The organism is Paraburkholderia sp. WC7.3g (assembly GCF_050436345.1).
Classification (GTDB): domain Bacteria; phylum Pseudomonadota; class Gammaproteobacteria; order Burkholderiales; family Burkholderiaceae; genus Paraburkholderia; species Paraburkholderia podalyriae.
The window spans coordinates 1,705,478-1,725,630 of sequence record NZ_JBNDMA010000002.1; the positions used below are offsets into that span (position 1 = coordinate 1,705,478).

A 20,153-nucleotide genomic window follows, 5' to 3' on the forward strand; every position below is an offset into this window, starting at 1 on the left:
GCCGTGTCATGCGCGCCGGCCGTTTTTCATGCAGGATGGATTGCGTTGCGGATTCGAATCGCAGCGCGGCGCTACGGCAGATGGCAGCAACGGTGGGCAACGCAATCCAATCTTGGAGTTGACGCAGATGAAAGCGATCGAAATCACGGAATTCGGTGCGCCGGAAGTCCTTAAGCTGGCGGAGCGTCCGACGCCGCAGCTCAAGGCGGGCGAAGTACTGATCAAAGTGGCGGCATCCGGCGTCAATCGTCCGGACGTGTTTCAGCGCAAGGGCGGTTATGCGCCGCCACCGGGCGCGTCGGATCTGCCAGGGCTGGAGGTGGCGGGCGAGATCGTCGGCGGGACGATCGAAGGGAAGAACAACCCGTTCGGTCTTCAGATCGGCGATCGCGTGTGCGCGCTGCTGGCGGGTGGCGGCTACGCGGAGTATGCGGCCGCGCCGTTGCTGCAGTGCCTGCCGGTGCCGGCGGGGTTGTCGGATATCGAAGCGGCTTCGCTGCCCGAAACCTTTTTCACGGTGTGGAGCAACGTGTTCAATCGCGCGCAGCTCGGTCTGGGCGAAGGCGGCGAGAACGAAACGCTGCTCGTGCAGGGCGGTTCGAGCGGCATCGGCGTGACGGCGATCCAGATTGCGCACGCGCTCGGATTCCGTGTGTTCGCCACCGCGGGTTCGGACGATAAATGCCGCGCGTGCGAAGCGCTCGGTGCCGAACGGGCGATCAACTACAAGACTGAAGATTTCGTCGAAGTCATCAAGTCGCTGACCAACGATCGCGGTGTTGACGTGATCCTCGACATGGTGGCGGGCAGCTACGTGCCGCGGGAACTGTCAGCGCTCGCCGACGGTGGCCGCATCGTGCTAATCGCACTGCTTGGCGGCGCGAAGGCGGAGCTGAACCTGAACGAAGTGTTGCGTCGCCGTCTGACGCTCACCGGTTCGACGCTGCGGCCGCGGCCCATCGAGTTCAAGGCACAGATCGCCGCGCAACTGAAGGAGCGCGTGTGGCCCCATCTCGAAGCTGGGCGCATCAAGCCGGTCGTGCATCGCGTGTTTTCGGCTGCCCAGGCTGCCGACGCGCATGCGCTGATGGAAAGCAGCACGCACGTCGGCAAGATCGTGTTGACGTGGGGTCAGGAGGCTTGACGTCATCGGTTTGACCCGATCCACCCCACGCAGTAAAATTGCGCGTTTTGCGCGCGCCGAATCGATGCGACGGTTGGAGCCTCTGGCGCAGGCAACGAGCCGCAGCGAGGCGCGAGCGGGGTCCGCCGGCACAACAGGCAGGACTGGCAAGACAGGACAATACGAGACGATGTCGAATCAACAACGAGCGAAACTGGTAGTCGGTAACTGGAAGATGCATGGGCGGCTCGCCGCGAACGCCGCGTTGTTGCGGGCGGTCGCCCAGGGCTCCGGTGAGTTGCCGGCCGACGTGCGCGTCGGTGTGTGCGTGCCGAGCCTCTATCTCGCGCAGGCCCAGTCGCTGCTTGAAGGTAGCCCGGTCGTGTGGGGCGTGCAGGACGTGTCCGCGTTCACGCACGGTGCCTATACCGGAGAAGTGGCTGCGCCGATGGTGACGGACTTCGGCGCCACGTTTGCGATCGTCGGGCACTCGGAGCGTCGCGCGTATCACCGCGAAAGCGCCGAACTGGTCGCCGTGAAAACGCAGCGTGCGCTCGAAGCGGGTTTGACGCCGATCGTCTGCGTCGGCGAAACGCTCGAGGAACGCGAAGCTGGTTCGACCGAGCAGGTGGTCGGCGGGCAGCTCGAAGAAGTGCTCGCGAAGCTGTCGGCTCAGGAAGCGAGTGGTCTCGTCGTCGCGTATGAGCCGGTGTGGGCAATTGGCACGGGCAAGAGCGCGTCGTCGCAACAGGCGCAAGCCGTGCATGCGTTCCTGCGCGCGCGCCTCGTGGCAAAGGGCGCGGCGGACGTGCCGTTGCTGTACGGCGGCAGCGTGAAGCCGGACAACGCGGAAGAACTGTTTCGTCAGCTCGATATCGACGGCGGCCTGATCGGAGGCGCGTCGTTGAAAGATCAGGATTTCCTGGCGATCTGCAAGGCGGCCGCAGCGACCAGCGTTGCGAGTTAAGCAGGACGTCTCGGCAAGGATGACTCCATTTCGCGCAACACACTGTGTGCGGCGCGGTTAAATAAAGACTCAGGTGAGTGTGATGCTGTATTTGAAAACATTAATTATCGTCGTTCAGTTGTTGTCGGCGCTCGGGGTCATCGGACTCGTGTTGCTGCAGCACGGCAAAGGTGCCGACATGGGCGCGGCTTTCGGCAGCGGCGCGTCGGGTAGTCTGTTCGGCGCGACGGGTTCGGCGAACTTCCTGTCGCGTACCACGGCGGTGCTCGCAGCGCTGTTCTTTGCCACGACGCTGGCGCTCACTTACCTTGGTGCGTATCGCGTGAAGCCGTCGGCAGGCGTGCTGGGCGCGGCTGTCACTGCGCCGGTCACGGCTTCCGCGCCGGCTGCGGGCTCGGCTCCGGCGGCGGCATCGGCCGCCGCGCCGGCTTCGCCCGCGTCGGTTCCGGCGACGGGCGTACCGAAATAAATTTTCGGCCGAAGCGCTCTTGTGCGTTGAACAATCTGTTTAGACACGTTACAATTCAAGTCTTGAAGCGATTCGCGGGTTTTACAAGTTGTTTTCCCGGATTGCATATAGTGCCGACGTGGTGAAATTGGTAGACACGCTATCTTGAGGGGGTAGTGGCGAAAGCTGTGCGAGTTCGAGTCTCGCCGTCGGCACCAAATGTTATCTAAATGCCAGCCGCTTGCTTCGCTTCGGCTGGCATTTTCACTTCTGGCGTATGGCCGCAGGGCTTACGCCATGCGCGTTGAGGAAGTGATTTCGCGTCAGTGGTGCTATGCTCCTGACGGCACTCAGAACCAACCGATTGAGGATTGTCTTGAACCTCGCAGCCTATTTCCCCGTTTTGTTGTTCCTCATTGTGGGCACCGGTTTAGGCGTAGCACTGGTCAGTATTGGCAAGATCCTCGGTCCAAACAAGCCCGACACCGAGAAAAACGCACCGTATGAGTGCGGCTTCGAAGCGTTCGAAGATGCGCGCATGAAATTCGACGTGCGCTACTACCTCGTCGCCATTCTTTTCATCATTTTCGACCTTGAAACCGCGTTCCTGTTCCCATGGGGTGTGGCATTGCGTGACATCGGCTGGACCGGGTTCGTGGCAATGATGATTTTCCTGCTCGAGTTCCTTCTTGGTTTTGCCTACATCTGGAAGAAGGGTGGCCTCGACTGGGAATGATGGATTAATCGCCGGTTTGCGTGGGTGGCCAGGCTCGCCGCCCCGTCTGGAGTGGAAAGCAAATGAGTATCGAAGGGGTCTTGAAGGAAGGGTTTGTCACCACTACGGCAGACAAACTGATCAACTGGACGCGCACCGGATCGCTGTGGCCGATGACGTTCGGTCTTGCGTGCTGCGCGGTCGAGATGATGCATGCGGGCGCTGCCCGTTATGACCTCGACCGTTTCGGCGTGGTGTTCCGTCCGAGTCCGCGTCAGTCGGACGTGATGATCGTCGCTGGCACGCTGTGCAACAAGATGGCGCCCGCTCTGCGCAAGGTCTACGACCAGATGGCCGAGCCGCGCTGGGTGATCTCGATGGGCTCGTGTGCGAACGGCGGCGGCTATTACCACTACTCGTACTCGGTGGTACGCGGCTGCGACCGGATCGTCCCGGTCGACGTGTACGTGCCGGGTTGTCCGCCCACAGCGGAAGCGCTGGTGTACGGAGTGATCCAGTTGCAAGCCAAGATTCGCCGCACCAACACCATCGCCCGTCAATAAGGCCAACGCCTCTCCACAATATGGCAAGCAAACTCGAGACCCTGAAAGCGAACCTCGAGGCGGCCTTTGGCGGCCTCCTGTCGAGCGTGACCGAGTCGGTCGGTGAATTGACGATCGTCGTCAAGGTAGGCGACTACCTCAACGTGGCAAAGCGTCTGCGCGACGACCGCTCGCTCGGTTTCGAGCAGTGTGTCGACCTGTGCGGCGTCGATTATCAGACCTACGCCGAAGGCGCTTACGACGGTCCGCGTTTTGCGGCCGTGCTGCATCTTCTGTCGGTGCAAAACAACTGGCGTCTGCGTCTGCGCGTGTTCGCACCGGACGACGACATGCCGATCCTGCCGTCCGTCGTCGACATCTGGAATTCGGTCAACTGGTACGAGCGCGAAGCGTTCGACCTGTATGGCATCGTCTTCGAAGGTCACCCGGACCTGCGCCGCATTCTGACCGACTACGGTTTCATCGGTCATCCGTTCCGCAAGGATTTCCCTGTCTCCGGCTACGTCGAGATGCGTTACGACCCGGAAGAGAAGCGCGTCGTCTATCAGCCGGTGACGATCGAGCCGCGGGAAATCACGCCGCGCGTGATCCGCGAGGATCGCTATGGCGGTCTGAAACACTAAGAGAACGTCATGGCAGAGATCAAGAACTACACGCTCAACTTCGGCCCGCAGCACCCGGCAGCGCATGGTGTGCTGCGTCTCGTGCTCGAACTCGACGGCGAAGTGATCCAACGCGCCGATCCGCACATCGGTCTGCTGCATCGCGCGACTGAAAAGCTCGCCGAAAGCAAGACGTTCATCCAGTCGGTGCCGTACATGGATCGTCTCGACTACGTGTCGATGATGGTCAACGAGCACGGCTATGTGCTGGCCATTGAAAAGCTACTCGGCATCGACGTGCCGCTGCGCGCGCAATACATCCGCGTGCTGTTCGACGAAGTCACGCGCGTGTTGAATCACTTGATGTGGATCGGCTCGCACGCGCTCGACGTCGGCGCGATGGCGGTGTTCCTCTACGCGTTCCGCGAGCGCGAAGACCTGATGGACGTGTACGAAGCGGTGTCGGGTGCGCGGATGCACGCGGCTTACTATCGTCCGGGCGGCGTCTATCGCGATCTGCCTGACGCAATGCCGCAATACAAGGCATCGAAGATTCGCAATGCGAAAGCCTTGTCGAAGATGAACGAGAACCGGCAGGGTTCACTGCTCGACTTCATCGACGACTTCTTCACGCGTTTCCCGACGTACGTCGACGAATACGAAACGCTGCTCACCGACAATCGGATCTGGAAGCAGCGTCTGGTCGGCATCGGCGTGGTGAGCCCGGAACGCGCGCTGCAACTCGGCATGACCGGGGCGATGCTGCGCGGCTCTGGCATCGAGTGGGACCTGCGCAAGAAGCAGCCGTACGAAGTTTATGACAAGCTCGACTTCGACATCCCGGTCGGCGTGAATGGTGACTGCTATGACCGCTATCTGGTGCGCGTCGAAGAAATGCGTCAGTCCACGCGTATCGCGAAACAGTGCATTGAGTGGTTGCGCAAAAATCCCGGCCCGGTGATGACGGACAATCACAAGGTTGCGCCGCCGTCGCGCGTCGGCATGAAGTCGAACATGGAAGATCTGATCCATCACTTCAAGCTGTTCACCGAAGGCTTCCACGTACCGGAAGGCGAGGCGTATGCCGCAGTCGAACATCCGAAGGGCGAGTTCGGCATCTATCTGATCTCGGACGGCGCCAACAAGCCGTATCGCCTGAAGATTCGCGCACCGGGCTATGCGCACTTGTCCTCGCTCGATGAAATGGCGCGCGGTCACATGATCGCCGACGCAGTGACGATCATCGGCACGCAGGACATAGTGTTCGGCGAAGTGGATCGCTAGGACGTATTCATCGACGCGTGTCTGCGGTCATCGCACCGCCAGCGCGTCAAGTAAAGGAACGCCGGGTCTGTCGCAGTATGACGTCAGCGACGGGTTTTCGTTCGGTAGGAATTGAAAGAGTCGTGTCTGAAAATGATCTCAGCTGAAGGCCTGAAAGAAATCGATCGTGCGGTCGCAAAGTACCCCGCCGATCAGAAACAGTCCGCCGTGATGTCGGCGTTGGCCACTGCTCAAACGGAGCATGGCTGGCTGTCGCCCGAACTCATGCAGTTCGTCGCGGATTATCTCGGCATGCCGGCAATCGCCGTGCAGGAGGTAGCGACCTTCTACACGATGTACGAGACCTCGCCGGTCGGCAAGTTCAAGATCACGCTCTGTACGAACCTGCCGTGTCAGCTCGGCCCGGACGGCGGTTCCGAAAGCGCCGCTGAATACCTGAAGCAGAAGCTCGGCATCGACTTCGGCGAAACCACGCTCGATGGCAAATTCACGCTGAAAGAAGGTGAGTGCATGGGTTCGTGCGGCGACGCGCCGGTGATGCTGGTGAACAATCAACGCATGTGCAGCTTCATGAGCCGCGAGAAGATCGACCAGCTGCTCGAGGAACTTTCGAAATGACGTCTTTACACGATCGTCACATCAAACCGCTGATTCTCGCCGGCCTGAACGGCGACAACTGGCATCTCGAAGACTACTTGGCGCGCGGCGGTTACGCGCAGCTGCGCCGCATCCTGGAAGAAAAGATCGCGCCCGAGCAGGTAATCGCCGACGTCAAGGCGTCGGGTCTGCGCGGCCGCGGCGGCGCGGGCTTCCCGACCGGTCTGAAGTGGAGCTTCATGCCGCGTCAGTTCCCGGGCCAGAAGTACCTCGTCTGCAATTCGGACGAGGGCGAGCCGGGTACGTTCAAGGATCGCGACATCCTGCGCTTCAATCCGCATTCGCTGATCGAAGGTATGGCGATCGGCGCGTACGCGATGGGCATTACGGTCGGCTACAACTATATTCACGGCGAAATCTGGGAAGTCTATAAGCGCTTTGAAGAAGCGTTAGAAGAAGCTCGTCGCGCCGGGTTCCTCGGCGACAACATCATGGGCTCGGGCTTCTCGTTCCAGTTGCATGCGCACCACGGTTACGGCGCGTACATCTGCGGCGAGGAAACCGCGCTGCTCGAATCGATCGAGGGCAAGAAGGGTCAGCCGCGCTTCAAGCCGCCATTCCCGGCGAGCTTTGGCGTGTACGGCAAGCCAACCACGATCAACAACACCGAAACGTTCGCGGCGGTGCCTTTCCTGCTCGCCATCGGCCCGCAGAATTACCTTGAAATCGGCAAGCCGAACAACGGCGGCACGAAGATTTTCTCGGTGTCGGGCGATGTCGAGCGTCCGGGCAATTACGAAATTCCGCTCGGCACGCCGTTCGCGACGCTGATGGAACTCGCCGGCGGCATGCGCGGCGGCAAGAAGATCAAGGCCGTGATTCCCGGCGGTTCGTCGGCGCCGGTGATTCCGGGCGACATGATGATGCAGACCGACATGGATTACGACTCGATCGCGAAGGCCGGCTCGATGCTCGGCTCGGGCGCGGTGATCGTGATGGACGAGACGCGCTGCATGGTGCGCTCGCTGCTGCGTTTGTCGTACTTCTATTACGAAGAGTCGTGCGGTCAGTGCACGCCTTGCCGGGAAGGTACGGGCTGGCTGTATCGCGTCGTGCATCGTATCGAGCATGGTCTCGGCCGCCAGGAAGATCTGGATCTGCTGAACTCCGTCGCGGACAACATCATGGGCCGCACGATCTGCGCGCTCGGCGACGCGGCCGCGATGCCGGTTCGGGGCATGCTGAAGCACTACTGGGACGAATTCGAATATCACGTCGCCCACAAGCATTGCCTCGTCGGCGGTCATGCTGGCATGGCGGCGGCGCCCGAAACAGTGGCTGCATGACGGTGGCTGCCTGAGTCCGGCCAACAGGCAGCTCACGGATAACCACCAGACGAATACCTCAACCACAGGATTCATCGTCCGAAGCGGGCGATGAACTGGCGAACGATTGAGCGGTAACAGGTTAAGGAAGATTGACCATCATGGTTGAACTCGAAATAGACGGCAAGAAAGTCGAGGTGCCTGAAGGCAGCATGGTGATTCAGGCTGCGCATAAGGTCGACACCTACATTCCTCACTTCTGCTATCACAAGAAGCTGTCGATTGCGGCCAATTGCCGGATGTGTCTGGTCGATGTCGAGAAGATGCCGAAGGCCGTGCCCGCGTGTGCGACCCCGGTGTCGGCCGGCATGATCGTGCGCACCATGTCGGACAAGGCGGTGAAGGGTCAGCAAGCCGTGATGGAATTCCTGCTGATCAACCATCCGCTGGATTGCCCGATCTGTGACCAGGGCGGCGAATGTCAGTTGCAGGATCTGGCCGTTGGTTACGGCAAGTCGTCGTCGCGCTATAGCGAAGAAAAGCGCGTGGTGTTCCACAAGAACGTGGGCCCGCTGATCTCGATGGAAGAGATGTCGCGCTGCATTCACTGCACGCGTTGCGTTCGCTTCGGCCAGGAAATCGCCGGCGTGATGGAGCTCGGCATGCTGGGCCGCGGCGAGCATGCGGAAATCACGTCGTTCGTCGGCAAAACAGTCGATTCCGAACTGTCGGGCAACATGATCGACCTGTGCCCGGTCGGCGCGCTCACGAGCAAGCCGTTCCGCTACAGCGCCCGTACATGGGAGCTGTCGCGCCGTAAGTCCGTGAGCCCGCACGATTCCGTCGGCGCGAACCTCATCGTGCAGGTTAAGAACAACCGCGTGATGCGCGTTCTGCCGTTCGAAAACGAAGCGATCAACGAGTGCTGGATTTCGGACAAGGACCGCTTCTCGTACGAAGGCCTCAACAGCCCCGAGCGTCTGACGAAACCGATGCTCAAGCAGGGCGGCCAGTGGGTCGAAACCGACTGGCAGACCGCGCTCGAATACGTGGTCAAAGGGCTGAACGGCATCAAGGGTGACCACGGCGCGAACGCGCTGGCGGCGCTGTCGAGCGCACACAGCACGGTCGAAGAATTGTTCCTGTTGAAGCAGATCGCACAAGCGGTCGGCACGCCGAACGTCGACTTCCGTCTGCGTCAGTCTGATTTCTCGGCGCCCGTTACCGGCGCGCCGTGGCTCGGCAGCACGATCGCCGATCTGTCGAACGTCGACGCCGCGCTCGTGATCGGCTCGGATCTGCGCCGCGATCATCCGCTGTTCGCCGCACGTCTGCGCCAGGTCGCTCGCGGCGGCTCGGCGCTCACGCTGATCCAGTCCACCAACGACGACGCGTTGATCCCGCAGGCGCACCGCGTGGTCGCGGCGCCGTCGGCATGGCTCGACGCGCTCGCGGGTGTCGCCGGTGCAGTGGGCGAAGCGAAGGGCGTCGCGCTGCCGGAAGCATTCGCGGGCACGCAGCCGAACGACGCACACAAGCAGATCGCGAAATCGCTGACTACCGGCGAGCATCGTGTCGTGCTGCTCGGCAACGAAGCGGTCCGTCATCCGGACTTCGCGGCGATCCACTCCGCGGCGCAATGGATTGCCGAGGCAACCGGCGCAACGCTCGGTTTCCTTACCGAAGCGGCCAACACGGTCGGCGCGCACCTCGTGAATGCGCTGCCGGGCGATGGCGGTCTGAATGCGCGCGAAGTGTTCGAGCAGCCGCGCAAGGGCTATCTGCTGCTGAACCTCGAGCCGGAATTCGACACGGCCTATCCGGCGCGGGCGCTTGCCGCGCTGAAGCAGGCCGACATGGTCGTCGTGATGTCGCCGTTCCAGACGGGCGCCGACTACGCCGACGTGCTGCTGCCGATCGCGCCGTTCACGGAAACGGCCGGCGCCTTCGTCAACGCGGAAGGCACGGTGCAGGCGTTCAACGGCGTCGTGCGTCCGCTCGGCGACACGCGTCCGGCCTGGAAGGTGTTGCGCGTGCTGGGCAGCCTGCTCGGCGCGCCGGGCTTCGAATACGACACGGTCGAAGAAGTGCGCACGGCCGCGCTCGGCGACGGCGAACTGAAGTCGCGTCTATCGAACCGCACCGGCGTCGCGGTGACGCGCGGCAAGGCCGTGAAGGCGGCGGAAGGCAAGTTCGAGCGTCTCGCGAACGTGCCGATCTATCATGCCGATGCGCTGGTGCGTCGCGCGGAGTCGCTGCATCTGACCGCGGCGGCCCGTGCGGCGAACTCGGTCGGCCTGCCGGCTGCGCTGTTCGACAGACTGGGTTTGAAAGAGGGCGACGCGGTGCGCGTTCGTCAGGGCGAGCAAGCGGTGCAGTTGCCGGCCGTGCGCGATGCGAATCTTGCGGAGACGGTCGTCCGCGTATCGGCGGCTACGCCTGCCGGTGCAGCGCTGGGCAGCCTGTTCGGTGAACTGGTGGTGGAGAAGGCGTAAATGAGCTTGTTCGATACGATCAACTCGGGCGGCGCCCAACTTCTCGGTGTGGCATGGCCCACGGTGTGGGCGCTCGTGCGCATCCTGGTGGTGGCCGTTGTGATCCTGCTGTGCGTCGCTTATCTGATCCTGTGGGAGCGTAAGCTGATCGGCTGGATGCACGTGCGTCTCGGTCCGAACCGCGTGGGCCCCGCCGGGCTCTTGCAGCCGATCGCCGACGTGCTGAAACTACTTCTGAAGGAAGTGATCCAGCCCGCCCAGGCAAGTCGCTGGATCTACATGATCGCGCCGATCATGGTGGTGGTGCCGGCCTTCGCGGTCTGGGCGGTGATTCCGTTCCAGGCGGGCGCGGTGCTGGGCGACATCAACGCGGGTCTGTTGTACGCGATGGCGATCTCGTCGATCGGCGTGTATGGCGTGATTCTGGCCGGCTGGGCGTCGAACTCGAAATACGCGTTCCTCGGCGCGATGCGCGCCGCCGCGCAGATGGTCTCGTATGAAATCTCGATGGGCTTCGCGCTGGTGGTCGTGCTGATGACGGCCGGCACGCTGAACCTGTCGGGCATCGTCGGCTCGCAGGAGCAGGGCTTCTTCGCCTCGCACGGCCTGAACTTCCTGTCCTGGAACTGGCTGCCGCTGCTGCCGATGTTCGTCGTGTACTTCATCTCGGGCATCGCCGAAACGAACCGCCACCCGTTCGACGTGGTGGAGGGCGAATCGGAAATCGTCGCGGGCCACATGATCGATTACTCGGGTATGGCGTTCGCGCTGTTCTTCCTCGCCGAGTACATCAACATGATAGTGATCTCGGCATTGGCTGCAACACTGTTCCTCGGCGGCTGGAGCGCCCCGTTCGGGTTCCTGTCGTTCATCCCGGGCATCGTCTGGCTCGTCGCCAAGGTTTTCTTCCTGTTGTCGGTGTTCATCTGGGCGCGTGCCACGTTCCCGCGCTATCGCTATGACCAGATCATGCGTCTCGGCTGGAAGATTTTCATTCCGGTCTGCGTGGTGTGGCTCGTGGTGGTCGGCTTCTGGATCATGTCGCCGTTGAACATCTGGAAATAAAGGGCGGACGAACCTATGACCGCAATCCAAAACTTCTTCAAGACTTTCTTCCTCACGGAACTGCTGAAAGGCCTCGCGCTGACCGGACGCTACACGTTCCAGCGCAAGATCACCGTCCAGTTCCCGGAAGAGAAGACTCCGATCTCGCCGCGTTTCCGCGGTCTGCATGCGTTGCGCCGCTATGAAAACGGCGAAGAGCGCTGCATCGCGTGCAAGCTTTGCGAAGCAGTGTGTCCGGCGCTCGCGATCACCATCGAATCGGAGACGCGCGCGGACAACACACGCCGCACGACGCGCTACGACATCGACCTGACCAAGTGCATCTTCTGCGGTTTCTGCGAAGAGAGCTGCCCGGTCGACTCGATCGTCGAGACGCACATTCTCGAATTTCACGGCGAGAAGCGCGGCGACCTGTACTTCACGAAGGACATGCTGCTGGCCGTTGGCGACCGCTATGAAGCACAAATCGCCGCCAACAAGGCAGCCGACGCACCGTATCGTTGAAGCGCTTTCCCGCTGACGCAGTAATTGCGGCAGTAAAAGCAGTAACACGGCCTGCTGTCGGGCCGAGCGCCGCGGCCTGAACGCCGCGGCACGGCGCACCTGTGTGGAGGTTCTGGCGGTTCCGTCCGCTGTTGCCAGCCACGCGTGCCAAAGAACAATGCCTGACGATGGCCTAACGATGAACCGGTAATCATGGAATTCACGACCGTACTGTTCTACATCTTCGCGCTGCTCCTGGTGGTGTCAGGGCTGAAGGTGATCACCTCGCGCAACCCGGTGTCGTCCGCACTGTTTCTGGTGCTGGCGTTCTTCAACGCAGCCGCGATCTGGATGCTGCTGGAGGCCGAGTTCCTCGCGATCCTGCTGGTGCTGGTCTACGTCGGCGCGGTGATGGTGCTATTCCTGTTCGTCGTGATGATGCTGGATATCAACCTCGACGTGCTGCGCAAGGACTTCAAACGTTTCGTGCCGATGGCCTCGGCGGTGGGCGCGATCATCGTGATCGAAACCGCGCTGATCCTGTGGCACGGCTACGGCGCGACCACCACGGCACTGCACGACACGGCCGCAGCCGCGGCCGGTATGGGCGACTGGTCGAATACGCGTCTGATCGGCAAGGTCATCTATACCGACTACATCTTCGCGTTCGAAATCGCTGGCCTGATCCTGCTGGTGGCGATCATCGCGGCGATCGCGCTGACCACGAGCCACAAGAAGGACAGCAAGCGTCAGAACGTCAGCGCCCAGGTCAAGGTCCGTGCCCAGGATCGCGTGCGCGTCGTGAAGATGCCGTCAGAGAAAACCGCGGCGACAATCGCGGCGGAACAAGCTGCTGCCGCGGCAGCGGCAGCAGCAGCCGACTCGGCACCTGCCAAGAACAGCTGAGCGGACAGGAGATAGAAATCATGTTGACCCTTGCCCATTACCTTGTCCTCGGCGCGATCCTGTTTGCGATCAGCATCGTCGGCATTTTCCTGAACCGCCGCAATGTCATCATCATCCTGATGGCGATCGAACTGATGCTGCTGGCGGTGAACACCAATTTCGTTGCGTTCTCGCACTACCTGGGCGACGTGCACGGCCAGATTTTCGTCTTCTTCGTACTGACGGTTGCGGCAGCCGAAGCGGCGATCGGTCTCGCAATTCTGGTGACCCTGTTCCGTAGTCTCGACACGATCAATGTCGAGGATCTCGATCAGCTCAAAGGTTAATTTCAGGAAAAGCGGTTATGTCCACGATACTCAATGAAAACCTGCTGTTGGCAATTCCGCTTGCGCCGCTCGCCGGCTCCCTGGTCGCGGGGCTGTTCGGCAAGGCGGTAGGGCGAGCGGGTGCGCATTCGGTCACGATCCTCGGCGTCGCGGTTTCGTTCATCCTGTCGGTCATCGTCTTTTTGCAAGTGATGGATGGCGCGAGCTTCAACGCGACCGTTTATCAATGGATGTCGATCGGCAAGACGCAGCTCGAAGTCGGTTTCCTCGTCGACTCGCTGACCGCGATGATGATCTGTGTGGTGAACTTCGTCTCGCTGATGGTGCACATCTACACGATCGGCTACATGGCCGACGACGACGGCTACCAACGCTTCTTCTCGTACATCTCGCTGTTCACGTTTTCGATGTTGATGCTCGTGATGAGCAACAACTTCCTGCAGCTGTTCTTCGGCTGGGAGGCGGTGGGTCTCGTGTCGTACCTGCTGATCGGCTTCTACTTCAAGCGTGAGAGCGCGATCTACGCGAACATGAAGGCGTTCATCGTGAACCGCATCGGTGACTTCGGTTTCCTGCTCGGAATCGGTTTGCTGTTCGCGTTCGCCGGTTCGATGAACTACGGCGAAGTCTTCGCGAAGCGTACTGAACTGGCGGCCTTGAACTTTCCCGGTACCGATTGGGGGCTGCTGACGGTCGCCTGTATCTGCCTGTTCATCGGCGCGATGGGCAAGTCGGCACAGTTCCCGCTGCATGTGTGGCTGCCGGACTCGATGGAAGGCCCGACCCCGATCTCGGCGCTGATTCACGCGGCGACCATGGTGACGGCCGGTATCTTCATGGTCACGCGCATGTCGCCGCTGTTCGAACTGTCGGATACGGCGCTGTCGTTCGTCATGGTGATCGGCGCGATTACCGCGCTGTTCATGGGCTTCCTCGGGATCGTCCAGAACGACATCAAGCGTGTGGTCGCTTATTCGACACTGTCGCAACTCGGTTACATGACGGTCGCTCTCGGCGCGTCGGCTTACTCGGTCGCCGTGTTCCACCTGATGACGCACGCGTTCTTCAAGGCGCTGCTGTTCCTCGGCGCGGGTTCGGTGATCATCGGCATGCATCACGATCAGGACATGCGCAACATGGGCGGCCTGCGCAAGTACATGCCGATTACGTGGATCACGTCGCTCATCGGCTCGCTCGCGCTGATCGGCACGCCGTTCTTCTCGGGCTTCTACTCGAAAGACTCGATCATCGACGCGGTGAAGCTGTCGCATCTGCCGGGCTCGGGTTTCGCGTACTTCGCGGTGGTCGCAAGCGTGTTCGTGACCGCGCTGTATTCGTTCCGTATGTACTTCATGGTGTTCCACGGTGAGGAGCGCTTCCGACATCCGAAACACCCGGATTCGCCGATGGGCGCCGAAGCCGCGTCGCATGGGCATGGCGTGAACGGCCACGACGACCATGGTCACGACGACCACGCGCACGAGCCGCATGAAACCCCGTGGGTCGTGTGGGTGCCGCTGGTGCTGCTGGCGATTCCGTCGATCGTGATCGGTGCGATCGGTGTCGGTCCGCTGCTGTTCGGCGACTTCTTCCAGCACGGCGTCGCGTTCGACAAGGTGATCTACGTCAGCGACAACCATCCGGCGCTGCATGAGATGGCCGAAGAATTCCAGGGCTGGGCGTCGATGGGGCTGCACTCGGTGTCGGGCCTGCCGGTGTGGCTCGCGCTCGCTGGTGTGGTAGTCGCATGGTTCCTGTATCTGGTCCGTCCGGATCTGCCCGTTGTCATCAAGCGCGCATTCGGTCCGATCTACACGTTGCTCGATAACAAGTACTACATGGACAAGATCAACGAAGTCGTGTTTGCGCGGGGCGCGGTGGCCGTTGGCCGGGGTCTGTGGAAGGAAGGCGACGTGGTCGTGATCGACGGCATCGTCAACGGCAGCGCACGGTTCATCGGCTGGTTCGCCAGCGTGATCCGCTTCCTTCAATCCGGCTACATCTACCACTACGCGTTCGCCATGATTATCGGCATGCTGGGGCTCCTGACCCTGTTTGTAACGCTCGGCGGCAAATAAGGCGAGAGACACTTATGCACGCTTATCCGATTCTCAGCATCGCGATCTGGTTGCCCATTCTCTTCGGCCTGCTGGTTCTCGCGATCGGCAACGACGACAACCCCGCCCCCGCGCGCTGGATTTCGCTGCTCGGCTCGGTTCTGAGCTTCCTCGTCACGCTGCCGCTGATCACCAGCTTCGATTCGAGCACCTCCGACCTGCAGTTCGTCGAACAGGCGAACTGGATCGAGCGCTTCCATATCACGTACCACCTCGGCGTGGACGGCATTTCGATGTGGTTCGTCGTGTTGACCGCGTTGATTACGGTGATCGTCGTGATTTCAGCGTGGGAAGTGATCACGAAGAACGTCGGCCAGTATCTCGCGGCATTCCTGATCCTGTCGGGCATCATGGTCGGCGTGTTCAGCGCGGCCGACGGCATGCTGTTCTACGTGTTCTTCGAAGCGACGCTGATTCCGATGTATATCATCATCGGCGTGTGGGGCGGAGCGAACCGCGTGTACGCGGCGTTCAAGTTCTTCCTGTACACGCTGATGGGCTCCCTGCTGATGCTGGTCGCGCTGATCTATCTGTACAACGAGACCGGCTCGTTCGACCTCGCCACGTGGCAGCACGCGCAAATCGCGATGACGCCGCAGGTGCTGTTGTTTATCGCGTTCTTCCTGGCCTTCGCCGTGAAGGTGCCGATGTGGCCGGTGCACACGTGGTTGCCGGACGCGCACGTGGAAGCGCCGACCGGGGGCTCGGTCGTGCTGGCCGCGATCATGCTGAAGCTCGGTGCGTACGGTTTCCTGCGCTTCTCGCTGCCGGTCACGCCGGATGCGAGCCATTTCCTCGCGCCTGTCGTCATCACGCTGTCGCTGATCGCGGTGATCTACATCGGTCTCGTCGCGATGGTGCAGGCCGACATGAAGAAGCTGGTCGCGTATTCGTCGATCGCGCACATGGGCTTCGTCACGCTCGGCTTCTTCATCTTCAATCAGCTCGGCGCGGAAGGCGCGATCGTGCAGATGATCTCGCACGGCTTCATCTCGGGCGCGATGTTCCTGAGCATCGGCGTGCTGTACGACCGCATGCACTCGCGTCAGATTGCCGATTACGGCGGCGTCGTCAACGTAATGCCGAAGTTCGCGGCGTTCGTGATGCTGTTCTCGATGGCGAACTGCGGCTTGCCGGGCACCTCCGGTTTCGTCGGCGAATTCATGGTGATTCTAGCCTCCGTCCAGTACAACTTCTGGATCGCGGGTGGCGCGGCAGTCACGCTGATTCTCGGCGCAGCCTACACGCTGTGGATGTACAAGCGCGTCTACTTCGGCGCGGTCGCGAACGACCACGTGAAGAGCCTGCTCGACATCGGCCGTCGCGAATTTTTCATGCTGGCAGTGCTCGCCGCACTGACGCTTTTCATGGGCCTGTATCCGAAGCCCTTCACCGATGTGATGCACGTATCCGTGGAAAACCTCCTCTCCCACGTTGCTCAATCGAAGCTGCCGTTGCCTCAGTAACGACGAGCGGAGGAATTTAAGACCATGCAAAACGCCCCTATGACTGCTCTGTTGCCCGACGCACTGGTGATGCTCGCCGTTGTCGTCGCGTGGCTCAACGACACGTTCGTCGGCCAGGAGGGTCGTCGCACCACGTATTTCATCGCGTTCTTCTCGACGCTCGTCGCCGGGATCTGGTTCGCGATCAATGCGTTCGACCCGCAAGTGCATTACTTCTTCGATCACATGTACGTGGTCGATCCGTTCGCCAACGTGATGAAGGCGGTGGTGTCGCTCGGCTATGCGGTATCCGTCGTTTATTCGCGTCGCTACCTGGAAGACCGTGGCCTGTACCGCGGTGACTTCTTCCTGCTCGGCATGTTCTCGCTGCTGGGCCAGATCGTGATGATCTCGGGCAACAACTTCCTGACGCTGTATCTCGGTCTGGAACTGATGTCGCTGTCGCTGTACGCGGTCATCGCACTGCGTCGGGAAGTAGCGGCTTCGAACGAAGCGGCGATGAAGTATTACGTGCTCGGCGCGCTGGCTTCCGGTTTCCTGCTCTACGGCATCTCGATGCTGTATGGCGCGACCGGCTCGCTCGACCTGAACGAAGTGTTCAAGGCGATCAGCACGAGCCACTACGATCCGACCGTGCTGCTGTTCGGCGTGATCTTCATCGTGGCCGGTGTGGCTTTCAAGATGGGTGCGGTGCCGTTCCATATGTGGGTGCCTGACGTGTACCAGGGTGCACCGACGGCGATGACTCTCGTGGTGGGCGGCGGTCCGAAAGTTGCCGCCTTCGCATGGGGCCTGCGCTTCCTCGTGATGGGTCTGCTGCCACTCGCGGTCGAATGGCAACAGATGCTGGTGATTCTGGCGGCGCTGTCGCTGATCGTCGGCAACATCACCGGTATCGTGCAGCGCAACGTCAAGCGGATGCTTGCGTATTCGGCGATCTCGAACATGGGTTTCGTGCTGCTCGGCCTGCTCGCCGGCGTGGTCGACCAGAAGACCACGGGCGCCGCGAGCGCATACGGCTCGGCGATGTTCTACAGCATCGTCTACCTGATCACGACGCTCGGCACCTTCGGCGTCATTATGCTGCTCGCGCGCCGCGACTTCGAAGCGGACACGCTGGAGGACTTCAAGGGCCTCAACCAGCGCAGCCCGGTGTTCGCGTTCGTGATGATGATCATGATGTTCTCGCTCGCGGGTATTCCGCCGGCAGTTGGCTTCTACGCGAAGCTCGCCGTGCTGCAGGCAACGATGAACGCCGGTCTGACGTGGCTGACCGTGCTCGCGGTGATCACGTCGCTGTTCGGCGCGTTCTACTATCTGCGTATCGTCAAGCTGATGTACTTCGACGAGCCGCAAGACAAGTCGCAGATCCTCGCGGACACGAGCACGCGCGCGTTGCTCGCGCTCAACGGCGTCGCGGTGCTGGTGCTCGGTATCGTGCCGGATCCGCTGTTGCGCGCCTGTCTGCAGGCGATGCAGCACACGCTGCTGCTCTGATGTCCGCTGCGGGCTGGTTTATCGTGCTGTTGGCGCTGGTCGGCGCCAACCTGCCGTTCCTGAATCAGCGCCTCTTCGCCGCCGTGCCGTTGAAAGCGGCGAAGAAAAGCACCTGGCTGCGAATTGCCGAATTGATCGTCCTGTATTTCGTGGTCGGCGCGCTGGGCTTTCTGCTCGAAGCGCGGGCGGGAAATCGCTTCGAGCAGGGCTGGCAGTTCTATGCGATCACGTTCGCGCTGTTCGTCGTATTCGCTTTCCCCGGCTTCACCTTCCAATATCTGGTCAAACGCCGCTGACGGCGTCCCGCCGTCGCGCGCCTGGCTTGTTCCGAGGTCCGCACATGGCTGAACTTCCCAATCACGACGCCGCGCTAACCGAGACTTGTATCGACAGCAAAACGGTCCATCAAGGGCCGTTCATGACGGTCAAGTACGATACGGTCCGACTGCCGGACGGCAAACATGCGACGCGCGAATACGTTCAGCATCCGGGCGCCGTCATGGTGATCCCATTGTTCGATGACGGTCGCGTGCTGCTCGAAAGTCAGTATCGCTATCCGATGGGCAAGGTGATGGTCGAATATCCGGCCGGCAAGCTCGACCCGAACGAGGGCGCGCTGGCCTGCGCGGTGCGAGAACTGCGCGAGGAAACCGGCTATACCGCGCGCGAATACGTGTACCTCACACGGATTCACCCGATTATTTCTTATTCGACCGAATTCATTGACATCTATCTTGCGCGGGGCTTGACCGCGGGCGAGCGCGAGCTCGACGAAGGCGAGTTTCTCGAACTTTTCACCGCGACCGTGGAGCAGGTGTCCGAGTGGGTGCGGATCGGCAAGATCACCGATGTGAAGACGATCATCGGTACATTCTGGCTCGAGAAAGTGCTGTCGGGCACGTGGCCGCTAGAGGCGCCCGAAGCGGTATAAGTTCACGTCTGCCGGATAGCTGATCGGCGTTGCGGTTTAACCAAGCCCCTGTTGGTCGATGACCGGCAGGGGCTTTGCCATTGGTTGCCCGGTTTGTTGCATATCTCGTTTCCTATGCCATCAGGCCGGCTCGTCGTGGCGCCTGCGGCCGGCTAGTATGAACCTTCCGATCTCCGTGTCTGTCGTCGATTTTGTTTGGAGAGCTGACCATAGACGGTGGAATGATCTGATTTCAAATCCGGTGCAGGTTGTCGATTGACAACCTGCACCGGACCGACTACATTGGAGATGTCGATGGTTCGAGGAAGGCACAGGAAAAAAGAAATCGAGGTCGCATTGGTGCACGCGGAGCAGCACGGCTGGCGCGTCCAGGACGGCGGAAAAGGTCATGCGTGGGGAAAAATCTATTGTCCATACCAAGACGGCGAGTGTCGTTGCGGGGAGTTCTGTATATCGAGCGTCTGGAGTACGCGGAAGAATCCCGGCAATCACGCCAGACACCTGCGGCGCATCGTCGAGAACTGCACGGCTCGCGCCAGTGGGTTCGTGAGTGCTAAACAGGAATGGCAATAACCTGCGCTAAACAAGACAGGAGTAACGTATGGAATATGTGTTCACGTTGAAATACCGCCTCGCCGCGGAAGATTGCGATGCCGACGCAATCGTCGAGCGGTTGGGCGAAGCAGGGTGCGACGACGCCACAGTTGGCGTCGGGCAACCGGGCCGCCTGGGCCTGCTTTTCACCCGCGAAGGCGCGAGCGTATTCGAGGCTGTCACCAGCGCGCTGAAGGACGTGAAACGCGCGGTGCCCTCCGCGCAGCTGGTCGAGGCTGGGCCTGACTTCGTGGGGCTGACCGACGTCGCCGAAATGGCCGGCGTGTCCCGGCAAAACATGCGCAAGCTGATGCTGAGCCATGCGATCGACTTCCCGTCGCCGGTCCACGAAGGCAGCGCGTCGGTTTGGCATCTGGCGGACGTGCTCGAATGGCTGACCGCGCGCGGTGGGTATGAGATCGAGACCGGTGTGACGGATGTCGCAAAACTGGCGAAACAGATCAATCTGGCGAAGGAGGCCCGTCAGATCGAACCGCGTGTGAGCCGTCGACTCGAAAATCTCGTGGCGTAGCGGTGTGCCGGAAGGCTGAAGAACGGAGCAAATGTGGTGCGGCCTAGGCGCTGGGTCGCCATCGGCAGCACATGCCGTAAAGCGTTAAAATCGCCCACCCGCGTCATATTCCCTGGC

At 61.2% G+C, this 20,153-nt stretch carries 21 protein-coding genes and 1 tRNA gene; all 22 read left to right on the forward strand.

What is annotated here, in order from left to right; translation table 11 throughout:
• Window positions 1-127 precede the first annotated feature (127 nt).
• The 22 genes from OKW43_RS19355 to OKW43_RS19460 all read left to right on the forward strand — a co-directional run bounded on the left by OKW43_RS19355 (window position 128) and on the right by OKW43_RS19460 (window position 20,036).
• Window positions 128-1,144: an NAD(P)H-quinone oxidoreductase gene (locus OKW43_RS19355; protein ID WP_187635006.1), complete on the forward strand. Its 1,017-nt coding sequence runs from the start codon at window positions 128-130 to the stop codon at window positions 1,142-1,144.
• A 169-nt stretch (window positions 1,145-1,313) separates the two neighbouring features.
• Window positions 1,314-2,090 carry a triose-phosphate isomerase gene (gene tpiA / locus OKW43_RS19360; protein ID WP_187635005.1) on the forward strand — a complete coding sequence of 259 codons (777 nt, stop codon included), beginning with the start codon at window positions 1,314-1,316 and terminating at the stop codon, window positions 2,088-2,090.
• An 82-nt stretch (window positions 2,091-2,172) separates the two neighbouring features.
• The gene (gene secG, locus OKW43_RS19365; RefSeq protein WP_187635004.1) at window positions 2,173-2,559 is read left to right on the forward strand and encodes a preprotein translocase subunit SecG; all 387 of its coding nucleotides are present in this window, start codon (window positions 2,173-2,175) and stop codon (window positions 2,557-2,559) included.
• 112 nt (window positions 2,560-2,671) lie between these two features.
• Window positions 2,672-2,756 (forward strand) — tRNA-Leu (locus tag OKW43_RS19370).
• A gap of 158 nt (window positions 2,757-2,914) precedes the next feature.
• Window positions 2,915-3,274: an NADH-quinone oxidoreductase subunit A gene (locus OKW43_RS19375; protein ID WP_187635003.1), complete on the forward strand. Its 360-nt coding sequence runs from the start codon at window positions 2,915-2,917 to the stop codon at window positions 3,272-3,274.
• A gap of 62 nt (window positions 3,275-3,336) precedes the next feature.
• Entirely contained in the window at window positions 3,337-3,816 is a 480-nt protein-coding gene (locus OKW43_RS19380) for a NuoB/complex I 20 kDa subunit family protein (protein ID WP_006052903.1), read from the forward strand.
• Window positions 3,817-3,836: 20 nt separating this feature from the next.
• Window positions 3,837-4,439 (forward strand): NADH-quinone oxidoreductase subunit C, encoded by a 603-nt coding sequence (locus tag OKW43_RS19385; protein ID WP_187635002.1) that lies wholly within the window; start codon window positions 3,837-3,839, stop codon window positions 4,437-4,439.
• 9 nt (window positions 4,440-4,448) lie between these two features.
• Window positions 4,449-5,702, forward strand: a complete 1,254-nt coding sequence (locus tag OKW43_RS19390) for an NADH-quinone oxidoreductase subunit D (RefSeq protein ID WP_187635001.1) — start codon at window positions 4,449-4,451, stop codon at window positions 5,700-5,702.
• A gap of 132 nt (window positions 5,703-5,834) precedes the next feature.
• A complete protein-coding gene (gene nuoE, locus OKW43_RS19395) occupies window positions 5,835-6,320 on the forward strand; it encodes an NADH-quinone oxidoreductase subunit NuoE (protein ID WP_187635000.1) in 486 nt (161 codons plus the stop codon).
• Window positions 6,317-7,645 (forward strand): NADH-quinone oxidoreductase subunit NuoF, encoded by a 1,329-nt coding sequence (nuoF, locus tag OKW43_RS19400; RefSeq protein ID WP_187634999.1) that lies wholly within the window; start codon window positions 6,317-6,319, stop codon window positions 7,643-7,645. Before nuoE ends, nuoF begins: the two co-directional genes overlap by 4 nt.
• Before the next feature lie 140 nt (window positions 7,646-7,785).
• A complete protein-coding gene (gene nuoG, locus OKW43_RS19405) occupies window positions 7,786-10,119 on the forward strand; it encodes an NADH-quinone oxidoreductase subunit NuoG (RefSeq protein WP_429449153.1) in 2,334 nt (777 codons plus the stop codon).
• On the forward strand, window positions 10,120-11,184 hold the full coding sequence (nuoH, locus tag OKW43_RS19410; protein WP_187634997.1) for an NADH-quinone oxidoreductase subunit NuoH: 1,065 nt from the start codon (window positions 10,120-10,122) through the stop codon (window positions 11,182-11,184).
• 15 nt (window positions 11,185-11,199) lie between these two features.
• Window positions 11,200-11,688, forward strand: coding sequence for an NADH-quinone oxidoreductase subunit NuoI (nuoI, locus tag OKW43_RS19415; protein ID WP_429449155.1), 489 nt, complete (start codon window positions 11,200-11,202; stop codon window positions 11,686-11,688).
• 192 nt (window positions 11,689-11,880) lie between these two features.
• Complete coding sequence (locus OKW43_RS19420) at window positions 11,881-12,573, forward strand: NADH-quinone oxidoreductase subunit J (protein ID WP_187634995.1); 693 nt, start codon at window positions 11,881-11,883, stop codon at window positions 12,571-12,573.
• Between the two features lie 20 nt (window positions 12,574-12,593).
• Window positions 12,594-12,899, forward strand: coding sequence for an NADH-quinone oxidoreductase subunit NuoK (gene nuoK, locus OKW43_RS19425; protein ID WP_006052894.1), 306 nt, complete (start codon window positions 12,594-12,596; stop codon window positions 12,897-12,899).
• A gap of 17 nt (window positions 12,900-12,916) precedes the next feature.
• Window positions 12,917-14,977, forward strand: coding sequence for an NADH-quinone oxidoreductase subunit L (nuoL, locus tag OKW43_RS19430; RefSeq protein ID WP_429449157.1), 2,061 nt, complete (start codon window positions 12,917-12,919; stop codon window positions 14,975-14,977).
• 14 nt (window positions 14,978-14,991) lie between these two features.
• Complete coding sequence (locus OKW43_RS19435; RefSeq protein ID WP_429449159.1) at window positions 14,992-16,482, forward strand: NADH-quinone oxidoreductase subunit M; 1,491 nt, start codon at window positions 14,992-14,994, stop codon at window positions 16,480-16,482.
• Window positions 16,483-16,506: 24 nt separating this feature from the next.
• Window positions 16,507-17,979: an NADH-quinone oxidoreductase subunit NuoN gene (gene nuoN, locus OKW43_RS19440; RefSeq protein ID WP_429449161.1), complete on the forward strand. Its 1,473-nt coding sequence runs from the start codon at window positions 16,507-16,509 to the stop codon at window positions 17,977-17,979.
• Window positions 17,979-18,275, forward strand: a complete 297-nt coding sequence (locus OKW43_RS19445; protein WP_187634991.1) for a DUF2818 family protein — start codon at window positions 17,979-17,981, stop codon at window positions 18,273-18,275. Before nuoN ends, OKW43_RS19445 begins: the two co-directional genes overlap by 1 nt.
• Before the next feature lie 44 nt (window positions 18,276-18,319).
• Window positions 18,320-18,910: an NUDIX domain-containing protein gene (locus OKW43_RS19450; RefSeq protein ID WP_187634990.1), complete on the forward strand. Its 591-nt coding sequence runs from the start codon at window positions 18,320-18,322 to the stop codon at window positions 18,908-18,910.
• Between the two features lie 294 nt (window positions 18,911-19,204).
• Window positions 19,205-19,483 (forward strand): hypothetical protein, encoded by a 279-nt coding sequence (locus OKW43_RS19455; RefSeq protein WP_429449164.1) that lies wholly within the window; start codon window positions 19,205-19,207, stop codon window positions 19,481-19,483.
• A gap of 28 nt (window positions 19,484-19,511) precedes the next feature.
• On the forward strand, window positions 19,512-20,036 hold the full coding sequence (locus OKW43_RS19460; protein ID WP_429449166.1) for a helix-turn-helix transcriptional regulator: 525 nt from the start codon (window positions 19,512-19,514) through the stop codon (window positions 20,034-20,036).
• The last annotated feature ends 117 nt before the right edge of the window (window positions 20,037-20,153 follow it).

Bases quoted from the DNA above. Each gene is read 5' to 3' on its own strand.
- nuoK (WP_006052894.1), top strand. From the start codon at position 12,594: ATGTTGACCCTTGCCCATTACCTTGTCCTCGGCGCGATCCTGTTTGCG.
- OKW43_RS19450 (WP_187634990.1), top strand. From the start codon at position 18,320: ATGGCTGAACTTCCCAATCACGACGCCGCGCTAACCGAGACTTGTATC.
- nuoI (WP_429449155.1), top strand. From the start codon at position 11,200: ATGACCGCAATCCAAAACTTCTTCAAGACTTTCTTCCTCACGGAACTG.
- OKW43_RS19455 (WP_429449164.1), top strand. From the start codon at position 19,205: ATGGTTCGAGGAAGGCACAGGAAAAAAGAAATCGAGGTCGCATTGGTG.
- nuoF (WP_187634999.1), top strand. From the start codon at position 6,317: ATGACGTCTTTACACGATCGTCACATCAAACCGCTGATTCTCGCCGGC.
- nuoH (WP_187634997.1), top strand. From the start codon at position 10,120: ATGAGCTTGTTCGATACGATCAACTCGGGCGGCGCCCAACTTCTCGGT.
- nuoN (WP_429449161.1), top strand. From the start codon at position 16,507: ATGCAAAACGCCCCTATGACTGCTCTGTTGCCCGACGCACTGGTGATG.
- tpiA (WP_187635005.1), top strand. From the start codon at position 1,314: ATGTCGAATCAACAACGAGCGAAACTGGTAGTCGGTAACTGGAAGATG.
- OKW43_RS19460 (WP_429449166.1), top strand. From the start codon at position 19,512: ATGGAATATGTGTTCACGTTGAAATACCGCCTCGCCGCGGAAGATTGC.
- nuoL (WP_429449157.1), top strand. From the start codon at position 12,917: ATGTCCACGATACTCAATGAAAACCTGCTGTTGGCAATTCCGCTTGCG.
- OKW43_RS19355 (WP_187635006.1), top strand. From the start codon at position 128: ATGAAAGCGATCGAAATCACGGAATTCGGTGCGCCGGAAGTCCTTAAG.
- nuoE (WP_187635000.1), top strand. From the start codon at position 5,835: ATGATCTCAGCTGAAGGCCTGAAAGAAATCGATCGTGCGGTCGCAAAG.
- nuoG (WP_429449153.1), top strand. From the start codon at position 7,786: ATGGTTGAACTCGAAATAGACGGCAAGAAAGTCGAGGTGCCTGAAGGC.
- OKW43_RS19420 (WP_187634995.1), top strand. From the start codon at position 11,881: ATGGAATTCACGACCGTACTGTTCTACATCTTCGCGCTGCTCCTGGTG.
- OKW43_RS19435 (WP_429449159.1), top strand. From the start codon at position 14,992: ATGCACGCTTATCCGATTCTCAGCATCGCGATCTGGTTGCCCATTCTC.
- OKW43_RS19380 (WP_006052903.1), top strand. From the start codon at position 3,337: ATGAGTATCGAAGGGGTCTTGAAGGAAGGGTTTGTCACCACTACGGCA.
- OKW43_RS19385 (WP_187635002.1), top strand. From the start codon at position 3,837: ATGGCAAGCAAACTCGAGACCCTGAAAGCGAACCTCGAGGCGGCCTTT.
- OKW43_RS19390 (WP_187635001.1), top strand. From the start codon at position 4,449: ATGGCAGAGATCAAGAACTACACGCTCAACTTCGGCCCGCAGCACCCG.
- secG (WP_187635004.1), top strand. From the start codon at position 2,173: ATGCTGTATTTGAAAACATTAATTATCGTCGTTCAGTTGTTGTCGGCG.
- OKW43_RS19445 (WP_187634991.1), top strand. From the start codon at position 17,979: ATGTCCGCTGCGGGCTGGTTTATCGTGCTGTTGGCGCTGGTCGGCGCC.